Below are 21,123 nucleotides of genomic sequence, written 5' to 3'. Positions count from 1 at the left end.
GAGAGAAAGGATTTGCTCATGGCAAGAGATAAAGCTTATCAAGAAGCAGAGCAGCGCATTGAAAAGGCACGGCAAGAGGGAGCAATAGAACTCAATCTCAGCAACATAAAACTCACTGAGATACCAGAAGCGATCGCATCCCTGACTGGGTTACAAGAGCTTGACCTTGATAATAACCAACTGACCGAACTGCCAGAAGCGATCGCATCCTTGACTGGGTTGCAACGGCTTGACCTCCACAATAACCAACTGACCGAACTGCCAGAAGCGATCGCATCCCTGACTGGGTTGCAACGGCTTGACCTCCACAATAACCAACTGACCGAACTGCCAGAAGCGATCGCATCCTTGACTGGGTTGCAACGGCTTTACCTCCGGAACAACCAACTGATCGAACTGCCAGAAGCGATCGCATCCCTGACTGGGTTGCAACAACTTTTCCTCCAGAACAACCAACTGACTCAACTGCCAGAAGCGATCGCATCCTTGACTGGGTTGCAACTGCTTTACCTCGACAACAACCAACTGATCGAACTGCCAGAAGCGATCGCATCCCTGACTGGGTTGCAAAAGCTTTACCTCTCCGACAACCAACTGATTGAACTGCCAGAAACGATCGCATCCCTGACTGGGTTGCAAACGCTTTTCCTCTCCGACAACCAACTGACCGAACTGCCAGAAGCGATCGCATCCCTGACTCAGTTGCAAAAGCTTAACCTTGAAAACAACCAACTGACCCAACTGCCAAAAGCAATCGCATCCCTGACTCAGTTGCAAGTGCTTTACCTCCGCAACAACCCTCTTAACCCTGACCTTGCAGCCGCTTATAAACAAGGCATAGAAGCTGTTTTGCAATACCTGCGAGCACAGGCACAAGAAAAAATAACTCTGAATGAAGCCAAACTGATTCTAGTTGGCGAGGGCGAAGTAGGCAAGAGTTGCCTGTTAGGAGCATTGCGGGGAGATGAATGGCTAGATGGTCGCCCCACAACTCACGGGATTGAAATTAAACCTGTAATCGTCACCGATCCCGACAGTGGCACAGAGATATCACTTAATGGTTGGGATTTTGGCGGTCAACGGGTTTATCGACCGACGCACCAGTTGTTTTTCAGTGCGCCAGCCGTGTATCTCGTTATCTGGAAACCACGGGAAGGCCCCCAGCAGGGCTTTGTCAAAGAGTGGATTACGCTGATCAAAAATCGAGAACCAGATGCAAAGGTGTTAGTAGTTGCAACGCACGGCGGCCCTGGACAGCGACAACCAGACATTGACAGACAAGAAATTCTGGATCAATTTGGCAAAGATACGGTAATCGATTTCTTCTATGTAGACAGTAAACCCAACCAGGATACGACGCATTGCACTGGGATTGCAGAATTAAAAAATGCTATTGCTCGTGTCGCTGCATCTCTTCCCGAAATGGGGCGTTCCGTTCCAGCAAAGTGGCAACGGGTGCGGGAAACCTTACAGACAAGTGATAAAGCCTATCTCCCCTACGATAATGTCATTGCCGTCTGCGCTAAAGAGGGAATCGATGAGGAGCAAGCAGAACTGTTCCTTCGCATCTCCCATATACTAGGGCATTTTATCCATTACTATAACGACTCAACACTACGCGATATCGTCATCCTCAAACCCGACTGGCTGGCAAAGGCGATCAGTTTTGTGCTAGATGATGAAACGACACGCAAACGCAACGGTTTAGTAGAATTTCAGCATCTGGGCCAATTGTGGAGCCATCCGCCATTTGCAGGCGAAGAAGGCTACCCCTCAAAATTGCATCCAATCTTTCTGCGGCTGATGGAACGCTTTGATCTATCCTACAAAGTGGTTTTCGATCCATCAGAACCTAGCAATACTAGCCTTATTGCTCAACTTGTTCCCGACACACGCCCGGAGCCATTGCCCAGTTGGGGAGAGCAACCGGAAGCGGGAGACAGGCAACAAGCGCAAATCTGTCGCATTGTAGACAGTCGCGGACAGTTTGCAGTGGCAGAAGGTTTGTTTTACCAGTTAATTGTCCGGTTGCACAAATACTCACTGGGACGGGCGAATTATGAAAACAGCATTCACTGGCAACGGGGTTTAATGCTTGACAATGACTACAACGGTCGGGCATTGCTGGAATATGTTGGCACTGATGTAAAAATTACAGTGCGGGCAGCTTATCCAGAAAGGTTCCTGTCATATCTCACAGAAGAGATTAAATGGCTAGTCGAGAATTTCTGGGAAGGATTGCGTTGTAATGTGATGGTTCCCTGCATTGAAACTTGCGGTATGAATGCCCCTGGAAACGGACTGTTTGAGGTACAGAAACTAATTGAAAGCAAAAAGAAAAATCGTCATGAGTTCCCATGTCCCATTTCCGGATGTGGCGAATGGCAAAACATCGATCAATTGCTGAATAACGCGCCAACTGCTCAACCCCCATCCCAAGAAATTGGCATTGAGCAGTTCCGATACATTGTGAAAGACGAGCTAAACGTCATCCGCAAAGATTTGGTTATGTACGATCGCCTAGATCAAGCACGCTTTCAGATATTATCTCAGGAGCAGCGCACCATTTTAAGCCAAGTCGATCAGCAGTTTGCAGAACTAATGCAGATGCTCACCGATGAAGCAAAAGACGGCCCGCGCCTGTTCAGCTTTAAGCCTATTGAACCAGGATTTTTCGATCGCCCCAAATGGATTAGTGCCAAGTTTCAACTCACCCTCTGGTGCGAACACGCACGTCAACCACTTCCAGCTTTGAATCCCAACGACAAGAAAAAGGGAGTCTATGAATTAGACTTGCCGCGTGAGTGGTTCACCAAGGCAGTCCCCTATCTCAGAATTTTGACCGGAACCCTGAGCCTAGTCTTACCTGTGGCAGGTTCGGCAACTAAATTTATACTGGATGATACCACCTACAAAGCCATTGAAGAACAACTCGATTTAGGACAGAAAAGCATCGAGTCTACTTTGAAGGGAAGTGATATGGCTTTGGCTGGAAAGTCCAAGAGCGATGCCTCGTTCTTAGAAGGCGATGCAATCCGCGCTCAAGGCTCGATTTTGCGAGAATTACACGCCTTATTGAAAGAAAAAGATCCTAGTTTTGGTGGTCTAGTGCGGGTGCAAAACAAACGCCGCGAATTTCTCTGGGTTCATCCTCAATTTGTAGATGAATATTAATTGACAACGGATGTTAGAAGATGTTTGAAAAGTCTTTGACTGTGATTTTAATTGCGTTGTTACCCCCCTTAGTCCCACCTTGTAAAGGGGGGAAACAAGAAAAATCCGGTTCCCTCCCCTTTACAAGGGGAGGGTTAGGGAGGGGTAAAAATATTTGATACATCAATCACGACTTTTCACACATCCTCTTAAAGCTATTTCGTAATTTCTCATGATTATACAGGAAGCAGAGTAATGTTGAAAGTTTTTGCTGATCGCGGTGGTACATTCACAGATATTGTTGCCGTTACTAATAATCAGGCAATTCTAGACAGACTCTCAAGACATCCTGAGCGTTTTTTAATTGTGACTCTGCCTAATCAGCAATGGATTATAGTCTACAAACTCCTTTCAGAAAATCCCGAACAATATCAAGATGCAGTCATCCAAGGTATTCGAGATATCATGGGTATTGCTAGCAACGAACCCATTACTACCGAAGCGATAGAAGTGGTAAAAATGGGGACAACAGTAGCAACAAATGCGCTGTTAGAAAGGAAAGGCGATCGCGTCGTTCTTCTCATCACCAAAGGGTTTAAAGATGCGCTGCGAATTGGCTACCAAAACCGTCCTAACATCTTTGCCCGCCAGATAATCTTACCAACAATGCTTTATGAGCAGGTGATTGAGATAGATGAACGCTACGATGCTAATGGAAATGAATTAATATCCATAAATCTTGAGCAAGTCAAAAGTGACTTACAAGCAGTTTATCATACAGGAATTCGGAGTTGTGCGATTGTTTTTATGCACAGCGATCGCTATCCTGAACACGAACAACAAATAGCCCAAATATCCCAAGAAATCGGTTTTACACAAATATCTGTATCTCATCAAGTTAGTCCGTTAATGAAATTGGTTAGCCGGGGAGATACAACAGTAGTCGATGCTTATTTAACTCCTATTCTGCGCCGCTACGTTAACCAAGTAGCGAGTCAGTTACCCAGTGTCAAATTAATGTTTATGAAATCTGATGGCGGTTTAGTCGCAGCCGAGCAATTTCAAGGAAAAGATAGTATTTTAAGCGGCCCGGCTGGCGGTATTGTTGGCGCAGTCCAAACTAGTAAAAGAGCAGGTTTTGAGTTAGTTATTACCTTTGACATGGGAGGGACAAGTACAGATGTAGCCCACTTTAAAGGAGAGTATGAACGACAATTAGATTCAGAAATTGCTGGGGCGCGGATGCGAGTTCCCGTATTAGCAATTAATACCATTGCTGCTGGCGGTGGTTCAGTTCTCTTTTTTGATGGTTCTAGTTATCGTGTCGGCCCTAAATCTGCTGGTTCAAATCCTGGGCCTGCTTGTTATCGACGTGGCGGGCCATTAGCGGTTACTGATGCCAATGTGATGTTAGGTAAAATTCACCCACAATATTTTCCCTCGGTTTTTGGCATTGATGGCAATTTACCTTTAGATAAAGATATTGTTATTCAAAAATTTACACAATTAACCCAAGATATTCAAGCCGCTACATTCAATGATTGTACACCCGAACAAGTAGCCGCAGGATTTATTGCGATCGCAGTGGAAAATATGGCGAATGCAATCAAAAAAATTAGTCTGCAACGTGGTTATGATGTTACCCAATATGTGCTTTGTTGTTTTGGTGGTGCAGGTGGGCAAGTTGCTTGTTTAATTGCCGATACATTGGGAATGAAAAAGATATTTCTACATCCTTATGCTGGCGTTCTCTCTGCTTATGGAATGGGATTAGCTGATGTGCGGGCAATTAGAGAGGGAGGAGTTGAACAACCTTTAACTCAAGCATTAATTCCTAGCTTAGAGCAGTTAATGGAAGATTTAGAAACTAAAACTATAAGTGAAATAAATGAAACTAATGCCCAAGTAGAAATAGTAAAAAAAATCAACTTAAAATATGAAGGAACTAACTCTACCTTAACTGTTAACTTTGTCGATGATCTGGTATTGATGCGGCAAGGATTTGAGGATGAACATAAATCCCGTTATAGTTTCATTCAATTAGATAAAAATTTAATTGTTGAATCAGCCTCAGTGGAAGTAATTCAGAAAATGGATACTCCCGAAGAACCTTTAATTATTCGTACCCGTTCTCTAAATGAAGCACCTGTATCTGTTGAAACAGTCAGGATGTTTACTGCTGATAAATGGCATAATGCTCCTGTCTATCGACGGAAAGATTTACAACCAGAAGATAGTATTAATGGGCCTGCAATTATTATCGAAAAAATTAGCACGATTGTAGTTGAACCAAACTGGGAAGCAAGATTAACTGAACGTAATCATTTAATTTTGCAACGTCTTAGATAGAGATTTATGATTTAATTTAATTAACCGAAAATACTAAGTTTCAGAAAAATATTCGGAGATTTTCAATGTTAAATTTATCTTCTCTTCCTTTGGAAATTCGCCAGCTTTGTCTAGATGGAAAGTTAAATACACCTAACTTAGAATAAAGATGTGCTAATATCGATCGCAGTGAAGTTGATGTCTGCGATATAGTTTCCGCAATATCCCATGCTAATTCAAGTTTTTTATCTAGAGAGCCAAGTAGCTCTGCTGAAGGAGGATGGCTGGTGTTAATAGTTCCAGCCATGAACGGTTAGATGTCGAGGCTACGCTAACCGAAGTTAAAAGGCTCCAATTTGACCGCGCACATCGTGACGCCTCTGGATTGTTCTATATCGAAGGTGTGCGTAACTTTGTAAAAGTAATTGACAACGATTTTGATATTTCAGCGATCGCGTTTAGTGAGAAACTGCTCACAGCACCTTTAGCGCGGAAACTAGTTCGGCAATCTCGGCGTTCTGGTGTTCCTTGCATCAGCCTGACACCCGAACAGTTTCGACGTATTTCCCAAAGTGAACGTGCTTCTGGAGTTGGTGCAATTGTTCGTCAGCGCTGGTTCAAGCTGCGTGATATCTCGCCACAACCTGATTTGTGCTGGGTGGCTCTTGAAACTATTCGCTCACCAGGAAACCTTGGAACCTTGATTCGCACATCAGAAGCTGTTGGCGGTGCTGGGTTTATTTTTGTCAAAGATAGCGTAGATCCCTTTGCTCCCGATGTTATTCGGGCATCTATGGGTTCGCTCTTTAACCAGAAGTTTGTACGCACAAGCTTTTCTGCGCTCCGTCACTGGGTACAGAACCACCGCTGTCCTGTTATTGGTGCTTCACCAGATGGGATGTCTGAATTTCATCAGTTTAATTATCCCAATTCTACTCTTCTTTTCCTGGGTGAGGAGCGCCAAGGTCTAACCCCAGAACAGCGAGACTTATGCCAGCATCTTGTTCGAATTCCGATGGTAGGTGCGGTTGACTCTCTTAATCTTGCTGTAGCAGGTAGCCTTTTAATGTATGAGGTTTATAGATCGAGAACATAATGTGTGAAGTGACACCCAACATCAATCAAGTTTTGTGTTGGGTTGCACTTTGCTTAACTCAACTGGCATCAGCAAATATTGAGTAATTCATTGAATTTGAACAAATACGAATTAAAAATGTACACAACATCTCAACCCGATCCTGTTCGCTTAGAAATATTTAAAAATCTCTATCAATTTATCGCCGAACAAATGGGAATTGTGTTACAAAACACAGCCACATCAGTAAATATCAAAGAAAGACTGGATTTCTCCTGCGCAATTTTTGATTCATCGGGATTATTAGTAGCGAATGCCCCTCATATCCCCGTACATTTAGGCTCAATGAGTGAAAGTGTCCGCAGTTTAATTAACGATAAAGGTAACACCCTAAAACCGGGAAACGTCTATCTATCTAATAACCCCTATAACGGCGGCACACACCTTCCTGATGTAACTGCAATTACCCCCGTTTTTTTAGAAAGTAGTGAAAAAAATCCATGCCCAATGCCCCATGCCCAATGCCCCATGCCCATCTTTTTCGTTGCTTCTCGCGGACATCAAGCAGATATTGGTGGAATTACTCCCGGTTCTATGCCTCCACACAGTACCACAGTAGAAGAAGAAGGAATTCTCTTTGATAATTTCCTCTTGGTCGAAGAGGGAGATTTTCGAGAAACCGCAGTCAGACAGCACCTTGCAAATCATACTTATCCTGCTCGTAACCCTGACCAAAATATTGCTGATTTTAAAGCCCAACTTGCTGCAAATGAACGAGGAGTTCAAGAACTTTGTAAAATGGTTTTACAATACGGGATTGATACTGTTCAGGCTTATATGACATTTGTGCAAGCTAATGCCGAGGAGTCTGTTAGACGTGCGATCGCAGTTCTCAAGGATGGCTCATTTACTTATAAAATGGATGATGGGGCGCAAATTCAAGTTAAAGTAACTATCCACCCAGAAAACCGCAGTGCTACCATTGATTTTACTGGGACTTCTCTACAACTAAATAGTAATTTTAATGCTCCTAAAGCTGTAACTCAAGCAGCAGTTTTATATGTCTTCCGTACTTTAGTTGATGATAATATTCCTCTCAATGCTGGGTGTCTTAATCCTTTAGAAATTATTATTCCGGTTGGCTGTATGCTCAACCCAACCTATCCAGCCGCAGTAGTCGCAGGTAATGTAGAAACTTCTCAAACTATTGTCGATGCTTTATATGGTGCTTTGGGTGTTATGGCTGCTTCTCAAGGAACGATGAATAATTTTACTTTTGGTAATGAGCAATATCAATATTATGAAACTATCTGCGGCGGCTCTGGCGCAGGGATTAATTTTGATGGTACTGATGGTGTTCATTCTCACATGACTAACTCTCGTTTGACCGATCCAGAAGTTTTAGAAACTCGTTATCCTGTACTTTTAGAAAGCTTTAGTCTTCGTGCCGATAGTGGTGGCAAAGGAGAATATTCGGGTGGTAATGGAGTTGTCCGCCGCATTCGATTTCTTGAACCGATGACAGCTAATATTCTCTCTGGTCATCGGGTTATTCCTCCCTTTGGATTAAATGATGGGGAGGCAGGAAAAGTAGGACGAAACTGGATACAACGTCAGAATGGAATTGAAGAGAATTTAGACAGCACAGCAACAGTAGAGATGAAACCTGGGGATGTTTTTGTGATAGAAACTCCTGGCGGCGGTGGCTTTGGTAAATTCTCTTAACAATCAAAAATTGCTATAAGCTGGTTTCAACTTCCCCAGAAAATTGAGCATAGCTGCAACCACAGCATCCGGCGACTCAATCAAGAAGCCATGACCACCACGTTCGATGACTACAAGTTCGGCATTGGGAATACCTTGAGCAAGTTGTTGGGAAAACTTTAGGGGAGTAAGAATATCTTGTTTACCAACCATAACTAAGGTAGGACAATGAATTTCTTGGAGGCGGTCTATTGTGTCACTACTAAGGATGGCTTGGCTGTGATGATAAAGTGAATGAGTCGCAGGTGGGAAAGGATATCTGATCGCAAATTCAATCAGACCTTCAATCATGTCAGGAATTGAGTAGAACGCATCTGTAAATATCCAGGGCAATATGACTTTTTCATAAAGTTTTAGGTCTACATTACTAGGAAGTTCGCCCCAAGTCTCAATGATGCTGTTGAATAATGCATCACCTTTTGCCAAAGATGAGAGTAGGATCAGACTTTTTACCTTTTTAGGGTGTGCTAACACTAACTCTTGGGCTATCTGACTACCCATTGAATGACCTGCTAGATGCACTCGATCGATGCCGATGCGATCGAGCAATGCTGCAACGTCACTAGCCATTTGTTTCAGACTATAGGGGTTTTCGGGAGCAGAACTTCTCCCCATACCTCGGTTATCCAAGCGAATGACTTGATACTGGGAAACCAGCGATGGCATAATTAGCGACCAATAAGCATGATCGCAAAGAAAGCCAGCTATTAATAGCAAAGGCTCACCCGTTCCCTTAATGTCGTAGAACAAATCAATCCCGTTAATCTGAACCTTGGGCATAGTAAATAATTCTGCTAAACCTTATTTTTAAGCAGGGATAGACAAGGCTAAACTCCTACGTCTTGAATTTTTCGTCCACCGGAATTTGATAGCCGTTGGCGAGGCGATTGGTCATATTGGCAGTAGCTGCGATCGCCATTAGTTCCCCGAACATAGTATCATTCATACCCTTGGCACGTGCTGCCGCTGTGTGCGAAGCGATGCAGTACTCACAGCCATTCGTCGCACTCACAGCAATATAAATCAGTTCGCGCATCAGTGGATCGATCTCACCAGGGCTAACCATCACTTCCTTTAACGTTTGCCACGTTCGTTGCAGGGTGGGAGGATGGTTGGCTATGGCTTTCCAGAAGTTATTGATGTAGTCATTTTGACGTGTAACGCGGATGTCGTCATACACTGCACGTACTTCGTCGCTGGCTTCTTCGTATTCAATCAGCTTAGTCATGTTTTAATTCCATATAGTTTCCCCAGCGAGTGGGAACCCCTAGATTGTAATACTGAGTTGCAATTAAAGATAGTAATATCATGTCCCCTTGGCGTCTATAGCTGAAAATTCTACATCGTCTACAAACGACTTGGCATAGACTAGCATTTCTTGGGCGATCTACTAGAACAGACTAAATAGGAAATTTACACTATCTTGTCAGAGAAATAGGTGGGGTAGTCCATGAAAAAATTCCTACAGCGTATTAAGAGATTACTCAAACGTATCCTCAAGAGGTCTGCATCCAATTCTCAGCAACCATCGCCTCTAATAAATACTCGATTAGAAACTTCTATTCCAACCGTTTCTCCCCGATGGGAATCTGGTTTAGTGCTTGTGTGTTCGCAATGTGCAAACGAGCGGTTAGGCTCAACGGCTTCCGAAGATTTAGAGAATTGGTTGAAATCTCGTTTAAAGTTTGAGGGATTATGGGGTGATTTTCGGGTGGTTAGCACCAGTTGTTTAGGAGTTTGTCCCCGGATGGGCATTACTGTAGTGATTGTCAGTAATGGAAGTCACGGGAATAGTCCATGCTTAATTGTAAATCCTCGAAGCGATCGCGAACTTCTCTATTCATACATCAAACAGAATATAAGCTGACTGCAAAACTTTGTTAAAGCTTCTAATTATTGAATATCAGACTGGATTCGATCTTGCACTATGTTTCAATCAATTGGCAAATAAAAAAGGGTGTGAATATTGGAATTCACCCCTTTTTCCAGGTTATTAGGGAGGTAAAGAATACTTATCCAACCCCTATTAATACCATTCTGGTCTCAAGAATTATTCTTTTATACGAGGTATATTTGGTCTTATAAAGGTAGCTGAGGAATTAGCACTTCGAGCATTAGTGCTTGAAGAAGCAGTAGTTGGCGAACTGAGATTCAAGAAATCGATGAGTTTGAGAGTACGATTACGAATTTTCCAACGCCCATTTCTGTTAACGACTTGATCTTCATAAGTGCCATTAGCGACATCAATGCTGGTTTCCGAGCGTTTGTGAGTCGCATGGAGATAAGAAGTCATCGTTGCTTGATTATTTTGAACTGAAATGTTTATTGTACCCATCAAGTGTTGAGTAGCTGTATAACCATTTCCTTGAAATACTGAATAGACAAAATCTGCCCAAGAATCTGTCCCATAATTTGTTTGAGTTGCCCCATCAGGAAAAATGGCGGTGAGAACTGAATCTTGAGTAAAACAATCCCGATAAATATTCTTTCCTTCTTGGAGATTTCCTCTACCAATAGCGTCAGTTCCCAGGGCGTAACAGGATGTTAATTTTTGAATTTCTAATTCTGCATTAGGTTGAGTTGCACTTGCTACCTCAAACTTACCTCCAACAAACAGCACAAGAGTAACTGCAAGCGCAATCAAAGTTATACGATTTAACAGGAACGAAATAGCCTTTGAAACTATTCCCCCATTTTCTCTTCTTTTTTCCACAAGATGACTCCCTTAATTATTTACGATTTTTGCATCTTGTACTTTACTACAAACTAAAGTTTGGGCTAAAATTATTAGCCCATCAAAACTATCTAATATGCTTGTAGATTTCACTAGTAATTGACTTTTATATCTGCTAGAAAATCTTTTTTCTAGTAAATGATAAAGCTAGTACATACAAGAGTTGATGTATACAATTAGTTATAACAGTTAATTAATAAGTTACAAGTGCTAATTGTGACTAAGTTTGTGTTGATTTGATTAAGTAATAAACTCTCTACTTACATACAGGACTTACGCAACCATCACCCTTGAGGAACAGTAAATTTATCGAAAATTCACTTTATCAAAATTGCTAATGCAGATATAAACTAATTTAACCAAAAATACCGCAAATCATCCGCACCCATGCCAAAAAAAACCAACACATACTCTCTATTAACACTAATTGCATTAATGAACCGGATGTGAGGTACTCTTTTGGGCACCTCACAACCTGTACTTAGAGTGATAACAGAGCGCTAATCACGATTAAACAACCACAAAGTTATTTTCAGTTAGTGTCACATTACCTAAAAGTTGTGCAAATTTTACCTGAGTAAATTCACCCGCACTGCCATCGGCATCAAAGTACAATGCGCCCGTAATATTGTCATAGATAAATCGTTGATTACTTGTCGTTGCTGATGTTCCGATTGTAAATTGATTAGCGAAGAGTGAACCTATTGATAACCTTACAGATGTTCCGATTGTAAGCTGACCAGCTAATGATAACTCCTTATCAAAACCAGCAGCCGATACCTTAATTAGGTCATTGGTGGCGTTGAAGTCATAAATAGTATCAACACTTCCATAGTAACTATCGAAAACAAAAGTATCAGTGCCAGTTCCTCCATACAGACTATCATTACCCGGGCCACCTGTGAGGATATCATTGCCATCATCTCCAGAGAGTAGATTATTGCCTGAATAGGCACTACCAGCACTCAAGCTATCATTACCTGCACCGCCAATAATCGTATCATTGCCACCATTGCCAGAGAGCGTATCGTTGCCACCGTTACCTACAATGTTGTCATCGTACTGTGAACCTGATATAGTTAATCGTTCGATATTCTTGTAGCTAACGCTATATGTACCCACCGTAATTGATCCAATGCTAGTAGTAGCATTGAATGCCATTGCGATCCCCCCTCTAGCATAAAAATAGACGGACAATAAATCGTCACCCTTACCCCCATCTATCGTATCATTACCACCAGTGCCCGTGGAGAGCCTATCGTTGCCATCGCTCCCCACAATGAAATCATCGTAATCTGAACCTGAGATATTTAATCGTTCAATATTCTTATAGCTAACGTTATTCGTGCCCGCCGTAATTGAGCCAATGTTATTACTGGCACTGAATGTCGAAGTAATTGCCCCAGCAGCAAACCCAGAATTGACGGACAATAGATCGTCACCCTTACCCCCATCTATCGTATCTTTGCCACCATTACCCGTGGAGAGCCTATCGTTGCCATCATTCCCCACAATGTTGTCATCGTAATCTGTACCTGAAATATCTAATTGTTCGATATTCTTGTAGCTAATGCTATTCGTGCCCGCCGTAATTGAGCCAATGTTAGTAGTGGCATTGAATGTTGTTGCGATCGCCTCTGTCGCATAATAGCTGTAATCGACCAACAACAAATCGTCACCCTTACCCCCATCGATTGTATCTTTGCCACCATTGCTTCCAGAGAGTGTATCGTTGCCATTGCTCCCCACAATGTTGTCATCGTACTGTGAACCTGAAATATTTAATCGTTCGATATTCTTGTAGCTAACGCTATACGTGCCCGCCGTAATTGAGCCAATGTTAGTAATGGCATTGAATGTTGTTGTAATTCCTTCGGTAGGATTGCCAAAAAAGACGGACAACACATCGTTACCCTTACCCCCATCTACCGTTTGTGTCACCAAATCAGAATCAGAGGGGTGATAATAGGATAAGAAGCTTACATAGAAGGCATCATTACCATCGCCCCCAGAGAGTAGGTTATCGCCTGTCGAACCGCTAGCATCCAAGGTATCATCACCAGCGCCACCGTTAAGGGTATTATTGCCGGATGAGCGATAGTCGTAGTAGAAGTCGCTAGCTTGATTCTGATCGTCGCCAGAAATGTTAAGAAAATCATTGCCATCGCCCCCAGAGAGCAGGTTATCGCCTCTTGAACCGCTAGCACCCAAGGTATCGTTACCAGCGCCACCGTTGAGGGTGTTATTGCCAGACGAGATAGAGTTGTTGGAGTCTGAGTAGTTCCCGCTGCTACCTCTATACTCATAGCCAGAGATGTCAAGAGAATCATTGCCATCGCCTCCAGAGAGCAGGTTATCGCCTTTTGAACCCCTAGCACTCAAGGTATCGTTACCTGCATCACCGTTGAGGGTATTATTACCTAACAAGAAAAGGTCGTCTTCTTGTGGACCATAGACGGAGCCGAAGTAATACTGGTAGCCAGAGGCAAAGAGAAAATCATTGCCATCGCCCCCAGAGAGCAAATTATCACCTAGTAAAGAGTCAACATTCAAGGTATCGTTACCTGCACCACCGTTGAGAGTATTATTGCCCGCACCACCTCTCAAAAGGTCGTTACCACTCAAGCCGTCAATGATGTCATCACCCCCCTGACCATTGATGACATCATCTGAGTTGTCAAAGCCGTTAACATTATTGGAGAGGTCATTAAGAAAGGTAACAGTGTTCTTGTTGAAGATAGTACTTTGAGTGGAGTTGGCATTGAAGACATCAAAGCTGTCTGTGATGGTAGTTTGCCCATCAAACAAAATATTGCCCAAGTCTACAGTGGCTCCTGTAGATTTGCTCAGATTATCCAGGTTTTCCAGGGCAAAGTTTTCCAGGATGAGTTTGCGACCATTAAACACCCCAGAAAAGCTGATTTCTAAATTGTTGCCATTCTGGATCAACAGCAGATTTTTGGCAGTTAAGCCTGCACCTTGAAATGTTAGGGTGTCCACTTCGGCAATGACTGCTGCTGTCGGGTTTGTTCCTTTACCTACGCCACCGAAATCAGCGATATTGTTATTGTTGTAGCGGAAGGAGGTGTAAACAAATTTATCCTTGCCACCGCCACCTGTAAAGATATCCTTGCCACCGCCATCTGTGAAGATATCATCGCCATTACCACCGTTGAGGGTATTATTACCAAAAGCGCCAGAGGCGGAAAGAGAATCATTGCCATCGCCCCCAGAGAGCAGGTTATCAGCTGGTGAATTGCTAGCATTCAAGGTATCGTCACCAGCACTACCGTTGAGGGTGTTTTTGTCAGGCGAGTCTTGTTCCTGGAAGGAGTACTGCGGATCGGGGGAGGAGCTAGAGACGGAGAGAAAATCATTGCCATCGCCTCCATTCAGTAACTTATCGCCTGATGAATCGCTAGCACTTAAGGTATCGTCACCAGTACCACCAATGAGAGTATCACTTCCCGCACCACTTCTCAAAAGGTCGTTGCCTGTTTTACCATTAATCGTGTCCGCGCTGTCGCTGCCCATTAGACTATCATTACCGTTGGTTCCAATGATATTTGCCATAATTTTTACCTACCTAAATCGATTTTTTCAGTAACTTAACTTCAGTTTTCAAGTTAATATTTGTGCGGTTTTCAGGCACAATAAATTAGCAAAAATTGATGTTTTCGGCATCCTTTATATGTAATATTTGAGCAAAAGTAATATTTCTTGAATACTCACATACACTATTGCAAGACTTCTAAGTATCACTTATTTTAATTTCTCAAACTATCTAAGTCTTAAGCACTGTACAAATTAATTAGAGTATGAATTAATGAAAATTAGTTATTTCAGGCTTTTTTTACGATCCTGATTCAGGGGAAATCACGCTTCACAGTATCTAAAATTTCGACTTCAATGCCTACAATTCATCCTTCATACTTGTTTTTTGCCACCGCTTAAATCGTACTATAAGTAAGTCTGTAAGAATAAATCAAACTAAATTAAGTAATGTAAAAAATATTGAGATTAGTTTGTAGTGAGGACTAAAGTCCTCTTTTGAGGGCTGAAGCCCTCACTACAAACCTTGAATTATTCACGCCGCTTTACTTAGGACTCCAATTTTATTTCTGAAAACATATTGAGATTGAAAAGCCTGTTTTATCAGGGTTTTATCTTAAATCTTGTTCAGAAATCAGATATGAGTCCTATAGAAGAGAAAATAGTCAACTATTGACTCTTGATTGGTAAAAAGATTTTGATGCCCTCCTAGTGGGCTGTTATCCCTGGGTGTCTAACTTGAAAATATAATATCTCAAGATCCTCAAAATAAGTACATAGTCAATATCTTACTTAGATGTCTATGCTTAAATACTCATCTTTGCATAATCTTCACATTACTGGTTGATAAATGTATACACAAGTACTTCTTCTTGTGTTTAGGCAATCAGGACTTGCGCAACTAGCATAGTCAAGGAGAAAAATACTACAAAAGATAAGTAAGCTTCTTTGAGAAGTCATGAATCTGCGGTTACAACTATCATAAGTTCCTTATTCGCCCAAAATGGGAATAGAAATTATAAATTGTGTTCCTTGACCCAAGACTGATTCACAAGTCAAATTTCCAGCATGATTTTCAACTATAATTTGCCGACTAATAGATAATCCTAATCCCGTACCTTTTCCTACACATTTTGTGGTAAATAAATTCTCAAAAATGCATTCTTTCACTGCTTCAGGCATTCCTTTGGCATTATCTTGAATCTTAATTACTACGGTTTCATTATCTACTTGTAGACAAGTCTCAATAGTAATAATATTCGGATATTTTTCTTGAATTTCTAAAAAATCACGACCGTTATTTGCTTCTTCTAAAGCATCAACTGCATTTGCAATAATATTCATAAAAACCTGATTTAATTGTCCCAAATAGCATTTTACGGATGGGATATCTGCATATTTTTTAATAATTTGAATGGCAGGACGATTATGATCTGCTTTCAAACGATGTTGTAAAATCATCAAAGTACTATCAATACCTTCATGGATATTAGCTAACACTTTAGAGGTAGTATCAGCACGAGAAAAAGTACGGAGAGAGGTACTAATATTACGAATTCGCTGTGTGCCTACCGTCATGCCATCAATCATTTTTGGTAAATCTTTTAGCAAAAATTCTATATCTATCTCTTCAGCTTTTTCTTCAATTTCAGCACCTGCATTGGGGAATTTTTCTCGGTACAGTTGCAGATAGTCTATTAAATCTGTAACATTATCTTTTGCTTGGGCAATACTACCTGTAATAAAACCAATGGGGTTGTTTATTTCGTGTGCTACGCCTGCAACTAAATTTCCTAGAGAAGACATTTTTTCACTTTGGATAAGTTGTAGTTGCGCCTCTTGTAAATCTTTTATCAATTGTTCTAATTCTTTAGATTTGTCTTGCGCCTTTGTGTACAAGCTGGCATTTTCTATGGCAATAGCCATTTGAGAAACTAAGACTTTTAATACCTCTACCCTTTCTAGAACAAAAGCTCCTGATGATAACTGGTTTTCTAAATAAATAATGCCAGTAAGCTGTGATTGGTACATAATGGGCAAACAAAAGATTGATTTTGTTTGAGATTTTTGGATATAGATATCAAAATTAAAAGGCTCTGTAACTATTGCATCATTTAACACAATGTACTGCTGAGTTCTGAGAACATAATTAATTACAGACAGCGGTAATTCTTGATAGGTTTCAACAGGAATAGAACGTAAAACCGTCACCACATCGTCAGTAGCATTTCCAGAAGCTTCAATATATAGATGATTATCTTTAAGTAGGAGTAGTGCTGCTTTTTGTGCGGCAGCATTTTCTAGTAAAATTTGGATCAGCTTACCCAATAGATTTTCTAAAACAATTTCATTAGTAATCGCTTGTGAAAACTTGATGAATGCATTAAAATCTAGAAAATCGCTCAAGCTGCTATTGGTAGTAGTGTTAGTGGTAATATGAGTGGTATCAATTTTTGAACTAGTGTTTTCTATGGTAGTAGTTTGTCCTACTAGAAAAACATACTTTGATTCTAAGTGTTTAACTTTAGCGATCGCACCCCAACGAATATAGGCATAATAAGCTTTAGTTATATAAGTTTGATGAATTAATTCTTTACCTAGAGACTGATAAAATTTTCCAGCTAACTCATAGGCTAAAGCTTCTTCTTGGAGAAAACCGTTTAATTGGGATTTGGCAATAGAGTTTTCATAGTAGTCCATTGCTTCTAGCTTTTGACCCAAAACCTGATACCGTTCTGCCTCGACGAGATAAAATCTGTGTAAGTGATTGGTGGGAGCATGAGTAGCCCAAAGTTCCATCTTTTGCTGATTAGCTTGGACTTTTTCTAGAATAGCTTGCTTCTCAGACTCTTTAGCAGTATGATATACTGCCAAGTGAGCTAAAGAATCGTAGAAATAAAACACTGGGACAACAAATAACCCTGTAACACCACCTAAAGATTTTTCTGCGATCGCAGCATTTTCTACAGCTTTAACATACTCCCCAAATATGTAAGAGAGCATTAGCTTATTAACAAATAAGTGGTTAATTGTGTAAAGGTCATTTACTTGCTGATGAATTGGCAGCATACTTTGCTCGTCGTAGGCTTCTCCAATTAAACAGTCCACGTTTTCAAAACTTCCTTTCAAGTTCAGAACGGTTTGCAAATACACTGAGTTCCAAGTGAAAGCTACTTGTTGCTTGATTTTTTTCAGCGAATCACAATAAGCTATCAGTTCTTTTTCTAGAACCCAAAGTTCCTTACCCAGCCAAAAGGAATGATAGGGATAAATGTAACCACAATAACCAGCATATTCTAAATCTCCAGTCTCCAGACCACTAGAATATCCTGACATTGATGATGTTAATGTCTCTCTAACATGCTCTTTCCAATGCATAACATGGGCACTAACAACCGTCAGAATTTTCGCCTTGAGTTCTTCAGCATTAAATTGTGACACTAGACGTGAAGCTAATTTCCCAAATTCATAGCCAGAATCAATTTCTCCTTGAATTCCACAAAGAAGTAATCCATAAAGACTATAACCATAAGCAGATACAGCCGTATTTCCATACCTTAAGGACAAATTGACCATTTTACAAACAATAATTGGCATCATTGCCGGAGCAGTTTGAAAAGCCGCAGGGAGAACTCCCATTAAGATTCTCATGGCTGCAATCTTGTTAGGATCGGTCATTAATGATAAGTTAATTAAATCTGCGATGGCTTTCCCTTTCAAAGAAGCAGCGATTTCATCCATTCCCTGCTGAATATCAGTTGATGTTGGTTCATCGGGAAAACTTATTCCTAATAATTGCAGAATTGATACTGCTATTTGAATGGCTTCCAATTGTTTGCTTTGAATGATAGAAGCGATAATCTGTACTTCATAGACTTTCACTTTATCTAAAAGAATTTTGGCTTTTTGCTGTACCACCTCAGCCCACTGTTGCATCTGCTCAAAATCACCACCCAGATAGGCTGCCTCTGCGGCTCCTTCATATAAACCGATGGTTAAGGTATATTCCGTTTGCCAAGCGTCTATATTTAAAAGTTCTATCCCATTTGTGAAGTATTTAAGAGCAGCTTCGTAAGCTGTAGAAGCTTTAGCTTTTCGTCCTGCAATTAAATTTAATCGTGCCAATTCAGTTTTTTCAGATTGCTCTATCAAGTTAACAATACCTACATTTAACTGATTGACGATATCAAAAATATTAGCTTCTATTTCCTCTTTAGGTATATTTTGAAGAAGCAATTGCCCAATTCTCAGATGAGTAGATTTCTTGAGTTCTTCTGGAATTAAGGAATATGCTGCTTGCTGTACTCTGTCATGCAAGAATTTGTAACCCACCCGTGAAGTGTCGAAATTTAAATTAACCGCTTCTTCTTGATTAAAAACTAAAGGAATACGGTAAGCTTCACTTAAAGGCAGAATTAATCCCGCTTGCAAAGCCGAGTGTAAATCATTTGCCGTCAAAGAAGGTGATTTTTCATTGACTATCGATAAAACATCCAAACTAAATCTGTCACCCACACAAGCTGCTAATTTTAAAACATCTTGGGTGAACTGTGGTAATTTTTCAACTCGACTAGCAACTAACTCAACTACATTTTTATCGGTAATTCCAATTGCCTGAATATCCTCTAAACTCCATTGCCATTTAGCGTTAGAAAAGTCAAATATTAACAGTTTTTCTTGATGAAGCGCCTGAATTAGTTGTGTGATAAAAAATGGATTTCCACCTGTTTTATTACAAATTAACTCAGCTAATTTAATAATTTCTTTGTTAAATACTCCGGTTTCTTTATCCTGCTTAACCTCTATTTCTTGGAGAGTTTCGGCAACTAGCTGAGTTACATTATCTAAATTTAAAGGTTGTAATACAATATTATTAACAATCGTGCCACTTTCCTTAATTTCTTCTATCTTTTGGATTAAAGGATGTGCTGAACTAACTTCATTATCCCTATATGCCCCAATAAATAAAAAATATTTGCTGTCCGTGTCAGTTATGAGCAGTTGAATTAAATTTAAAGTGGCTGAATCTGCCCATTGCAAATCATCTAAAAATATGACTAATGGATGTTCTTTTTGAGTAAAAACTTGGATAAATTCTTTAAAAACATGATTAAAGCGGTTTTGTGATTCTGTTGCCCCAATTTGGGCTACTTCCGGCTGTGTCCCGATGATTAATTCTACTTCTGGAATTACTTCAGTAATAACTTTTCCATTTGTCCCTAAAGCTGATAAAATTTTATTACGCCATCTTTCTATTTTTTCATTATTCTCGGTCAGCAAATACCGCATTAAATACGCAAAGGCTTGAATTAAAGAAGCATAAGGTATATTGCGTTTTAACTGGTCAAATTTACCAGAGATAAAGTACCCTTGTCTGCGAGTAATGGGTTTATTAACTTCATTGACTAGAACTGATTTGCCAATCCCAGAATAACCAGAAACTAGCATCATTTCACTAGTTCCAGATGTAACTCGCTCAAATGCAGCTAAAAGTTGATTAACTTGTTCTTGACGACCATATAATTTTTGAGGAATTAATAACTGGCTCAATATATCTAAACGACCTGGCACAAAATCAGTAATGATTCCCTTGGTTTCTAACTGGTTGAGACATGATTCTAAATCTGCTAATAATCCTGTTGCACTTTGATATCTGTCTTCCGCATTTTTTGCCATCAGCTTCATCACAATCTCACAGATGGCGGTAGGAATTTGTGAATTAAACAATTGCGGGTTTCTCGCTTTAACTGCAATGTGACTATAAACTACTTCTAGGGGATCTTGGCTAACAAATGGTGTTTTATCAGTGAGCATTTCATATAAAGTCACACCAAGGGAATAAAAGTCAGTACGATAATCAAGAATGCGATTCATTCTCCCAGTTTGTTCAGGAGACATATAGGCAAGTGTGCCTTCAACACAGTTAGGGTTATTAAATTGAGGATTTTCCTTATTAAGACGGGAAGCTATACCAAAGTCAGCGAGTTTAACAATACCTGTCTGGAAGTTAATTATGATGTTATGAGGTTTGATATCTTTATGAATAATCTGATTTTTATGCAAATAATCTAAAGCTTTAGTCAGTTGAATAGCAATCTTTAAATGGTTAATTAAATCAAGTTTTTTTGTTTGTAGCAGTTGAGATAAAGACTGACCACCAAAGTCTTCTAACAATAATCCCACACGGTTTTCAAAGGTTTCTAGACTGATAGCTTTAACTATATTGGGATGGTCTAAACCTTGCTGAATTTGATACTCATTTTTAAGGCGAGTAAAGGCTTCAAGGGTCGGATATTCATTTTTAAGCAGCTTGAGGATAACTCGCTGTTGCGTCTTTGGCGTCTGTGCTTGATAAATAATTGTTTGGATTCCTTCGTGGAGAGTCGAGTTGATTTGGTATCCAGTACGATTTGGCATGATTTTTGATTATAAAGTTATAAAATTAGCATCAGCCCTGTTCTATCGTGAAAGGGATTCTAGTTTAATTATTCCCAGTACGTAGAAACTTATTAACATT

Annotated in this window: 11 protein-coding genes; 5 read left to right on the top strand and 6 right to left on the bottom strand. The window is 40.5% G+C overall.

Translation table 11 applies throughout. From position 1 onward, the window contains the following. The first annotated feature begins 18 nt into the window (after positions 1-18). The gene (locus V7K84_RS02390) at positions 19-3,174 is read left to right on the top strand and encodes a leucine-rich repeat domain-containing protein (protein ID WP_334836040.1); all 3,156 of its coding nucleotides are present in this window, start codon (positions 19-21) and stop codon (positions 3,172-3,174) included. Between the two features lie 234 nt (positions 3,175-3,408). Then, positions 3,409-5,502 (top strand): hydantoinase/oxoprolinase family protein, encoded by a 2,094-nt coding sequence (locus V7K84_RS02385; protein ID WP_334836038.1) that lies wholly within the window; start codon positions 3,409-3,411, stop codon positions 5,500-5,502. Positions 5,503-5,542: 40 nt separating this feature from the next. Here V7K84_RS02385 and V7K84_RS02380 read toward each other — a convergent pair whose 3' ends face one another. Further along, entirely contained in the window at positions 5,543-5,788 is a 246-nt protein-coding gene (locus V7K84_RS02380) for a hypothetical protein (RefSeq protein WP_334836036.1), read from the bottom strand. Between V7K84_RS02380 and V7K84_RS02375 the strand changes: the two genes are divergently transcribed. Then, a complete protein-coding gene (locus V7K84_RS02375; protein ID WP_334836034.1) occupies positions 5,762-6,577 on the top strand; it encodes a TrmH family RNA methyltransferase in 816 nt (271 codons plus the stop codon). The two genes, V7K84_RS02380 and V7K84_RS02375, sit on opposite strands and share 27 nt — an antisense overlap. Positions 6,578-6,694: 117 nt before the next feature. Beyond that, positions 6,695-8,281 carry a hydantoinase B/oxoprolinase family protein gene (locus V7K84_RS02370; protein WP_334836032.1) on the top strand — a complete coding sequence of 529 codons (1,587 nt, stop codon included), beginning with the start codon at positions 6,695-6,697 and terminating at the stop codon, positions 8,279-8,281. A 3-nt stretch (positions 8,282-8,284) separates the two neighbouring features. Here the strand turns inward: V7K84_RS02370 and V7K84_RS02365 are convergent, their stop codons facing one another. Beyond that, on the bottom strand, positions 8,285-9,100 hold the full coding sequence (locus tag V7K84_RS02365; protein ID WP_334836030.1) for an alpha/beta fold hydrolase: 816 nt from the start codon (positions 9,098-9,100) through the stop codon (positions 8,285-8,287). 55 nt (positions 9,101-9,155) lie between these two features. After that, positions 9,156-9,548 carry a carboxymuconolactone decarboxylase family protein gene (locus V7K84_RS02360; RefSeq protein ID WP_292728612.1) on the bottom strand — a complete coding sequence of 131 codons (393 nt, stop codon included), beginning with the start codon at positions 9,546-9,548 and terminating at the stop codon, positions 9,156-9,158. A gap of 222 nt (positions 9,549-9,770) precedes the next feature. On the opposite strand from V7K84_RS02360, the gene V7K84_RS02355 reads away from it, so the two are divergent. Beyond that, positions 9,771-10,187, top strand: a complete 417-nt coding sequence (locus tag V7K84_RS02355; protein ID WP_334836028.1) for a (2Fe-2S) ferredoxin domain-containing protein — start codon at positions 9,771-9,773, stop codon at positions 10,185-10,187. Positions 10,188-10,370: 183 nt separating this feature from the next. On the opposite strand, the gene V7K84_RS02350 is transcribed toward V7K84_RS02355, so the two are convergent. The 3 genes from V7K84_RS02350 to V7K84_RS02340 form a co-directional block, all read right to left on the bottom strand. Beyond that, positions 10,371-11,033: a nuclear transport factor 2 family protein gene (locus tag V7K84_RS02350; RefSeq protein WP_334836026.1), complete on the bottom strand. Its 663-nt coding sequence runs from the start codon at positions 11,031-11,033 to the stop codon at positions 10,371-10,373. Between the two features lie 531 nt (positions 11,034-11,564). Beyond that, positions 11,565-14,627, bottom strand: a complete 3,063-nt coding sequence (locus tag V7K84_RS02345; RefSeq protein ID WP_334836024.1) for a beta strand repeat-containing protein — start codon at positions 14,625-14,627, stop codon at positions 11,565-11,567. Positions 14,628-15,596: 969 nt separating this feature from the next. Beyond that, positions 15,597-21,023: a trifunctional serine/threonine-protein kinase/ATP-binding protein/sensor histidine kinase gene (locus V7K84_RS02340; protein WP_334836022.1), complete on the bottom strand. Its 5,427-nt coding sequence runs from the start codon at positions 21,021-21,023 to the stop codon at positions 15,597-15,599. Positions 21,024-21,123 lie beyond the last annotated feature (100 nt).

This window comes from Nostoc sp. (assembly GCF_036917315.1).
Lineage (GTDB): Bacteria > Cyanobacteriota > Cyanobacteriia > Cyanobacteriales > Nostocaceae > Nostoc.
The sequence above is the reverse complement of the archived record's forward strand: the minus strand, read 5'-3'. Positions and strand labels throughout refer to the sequence as shown.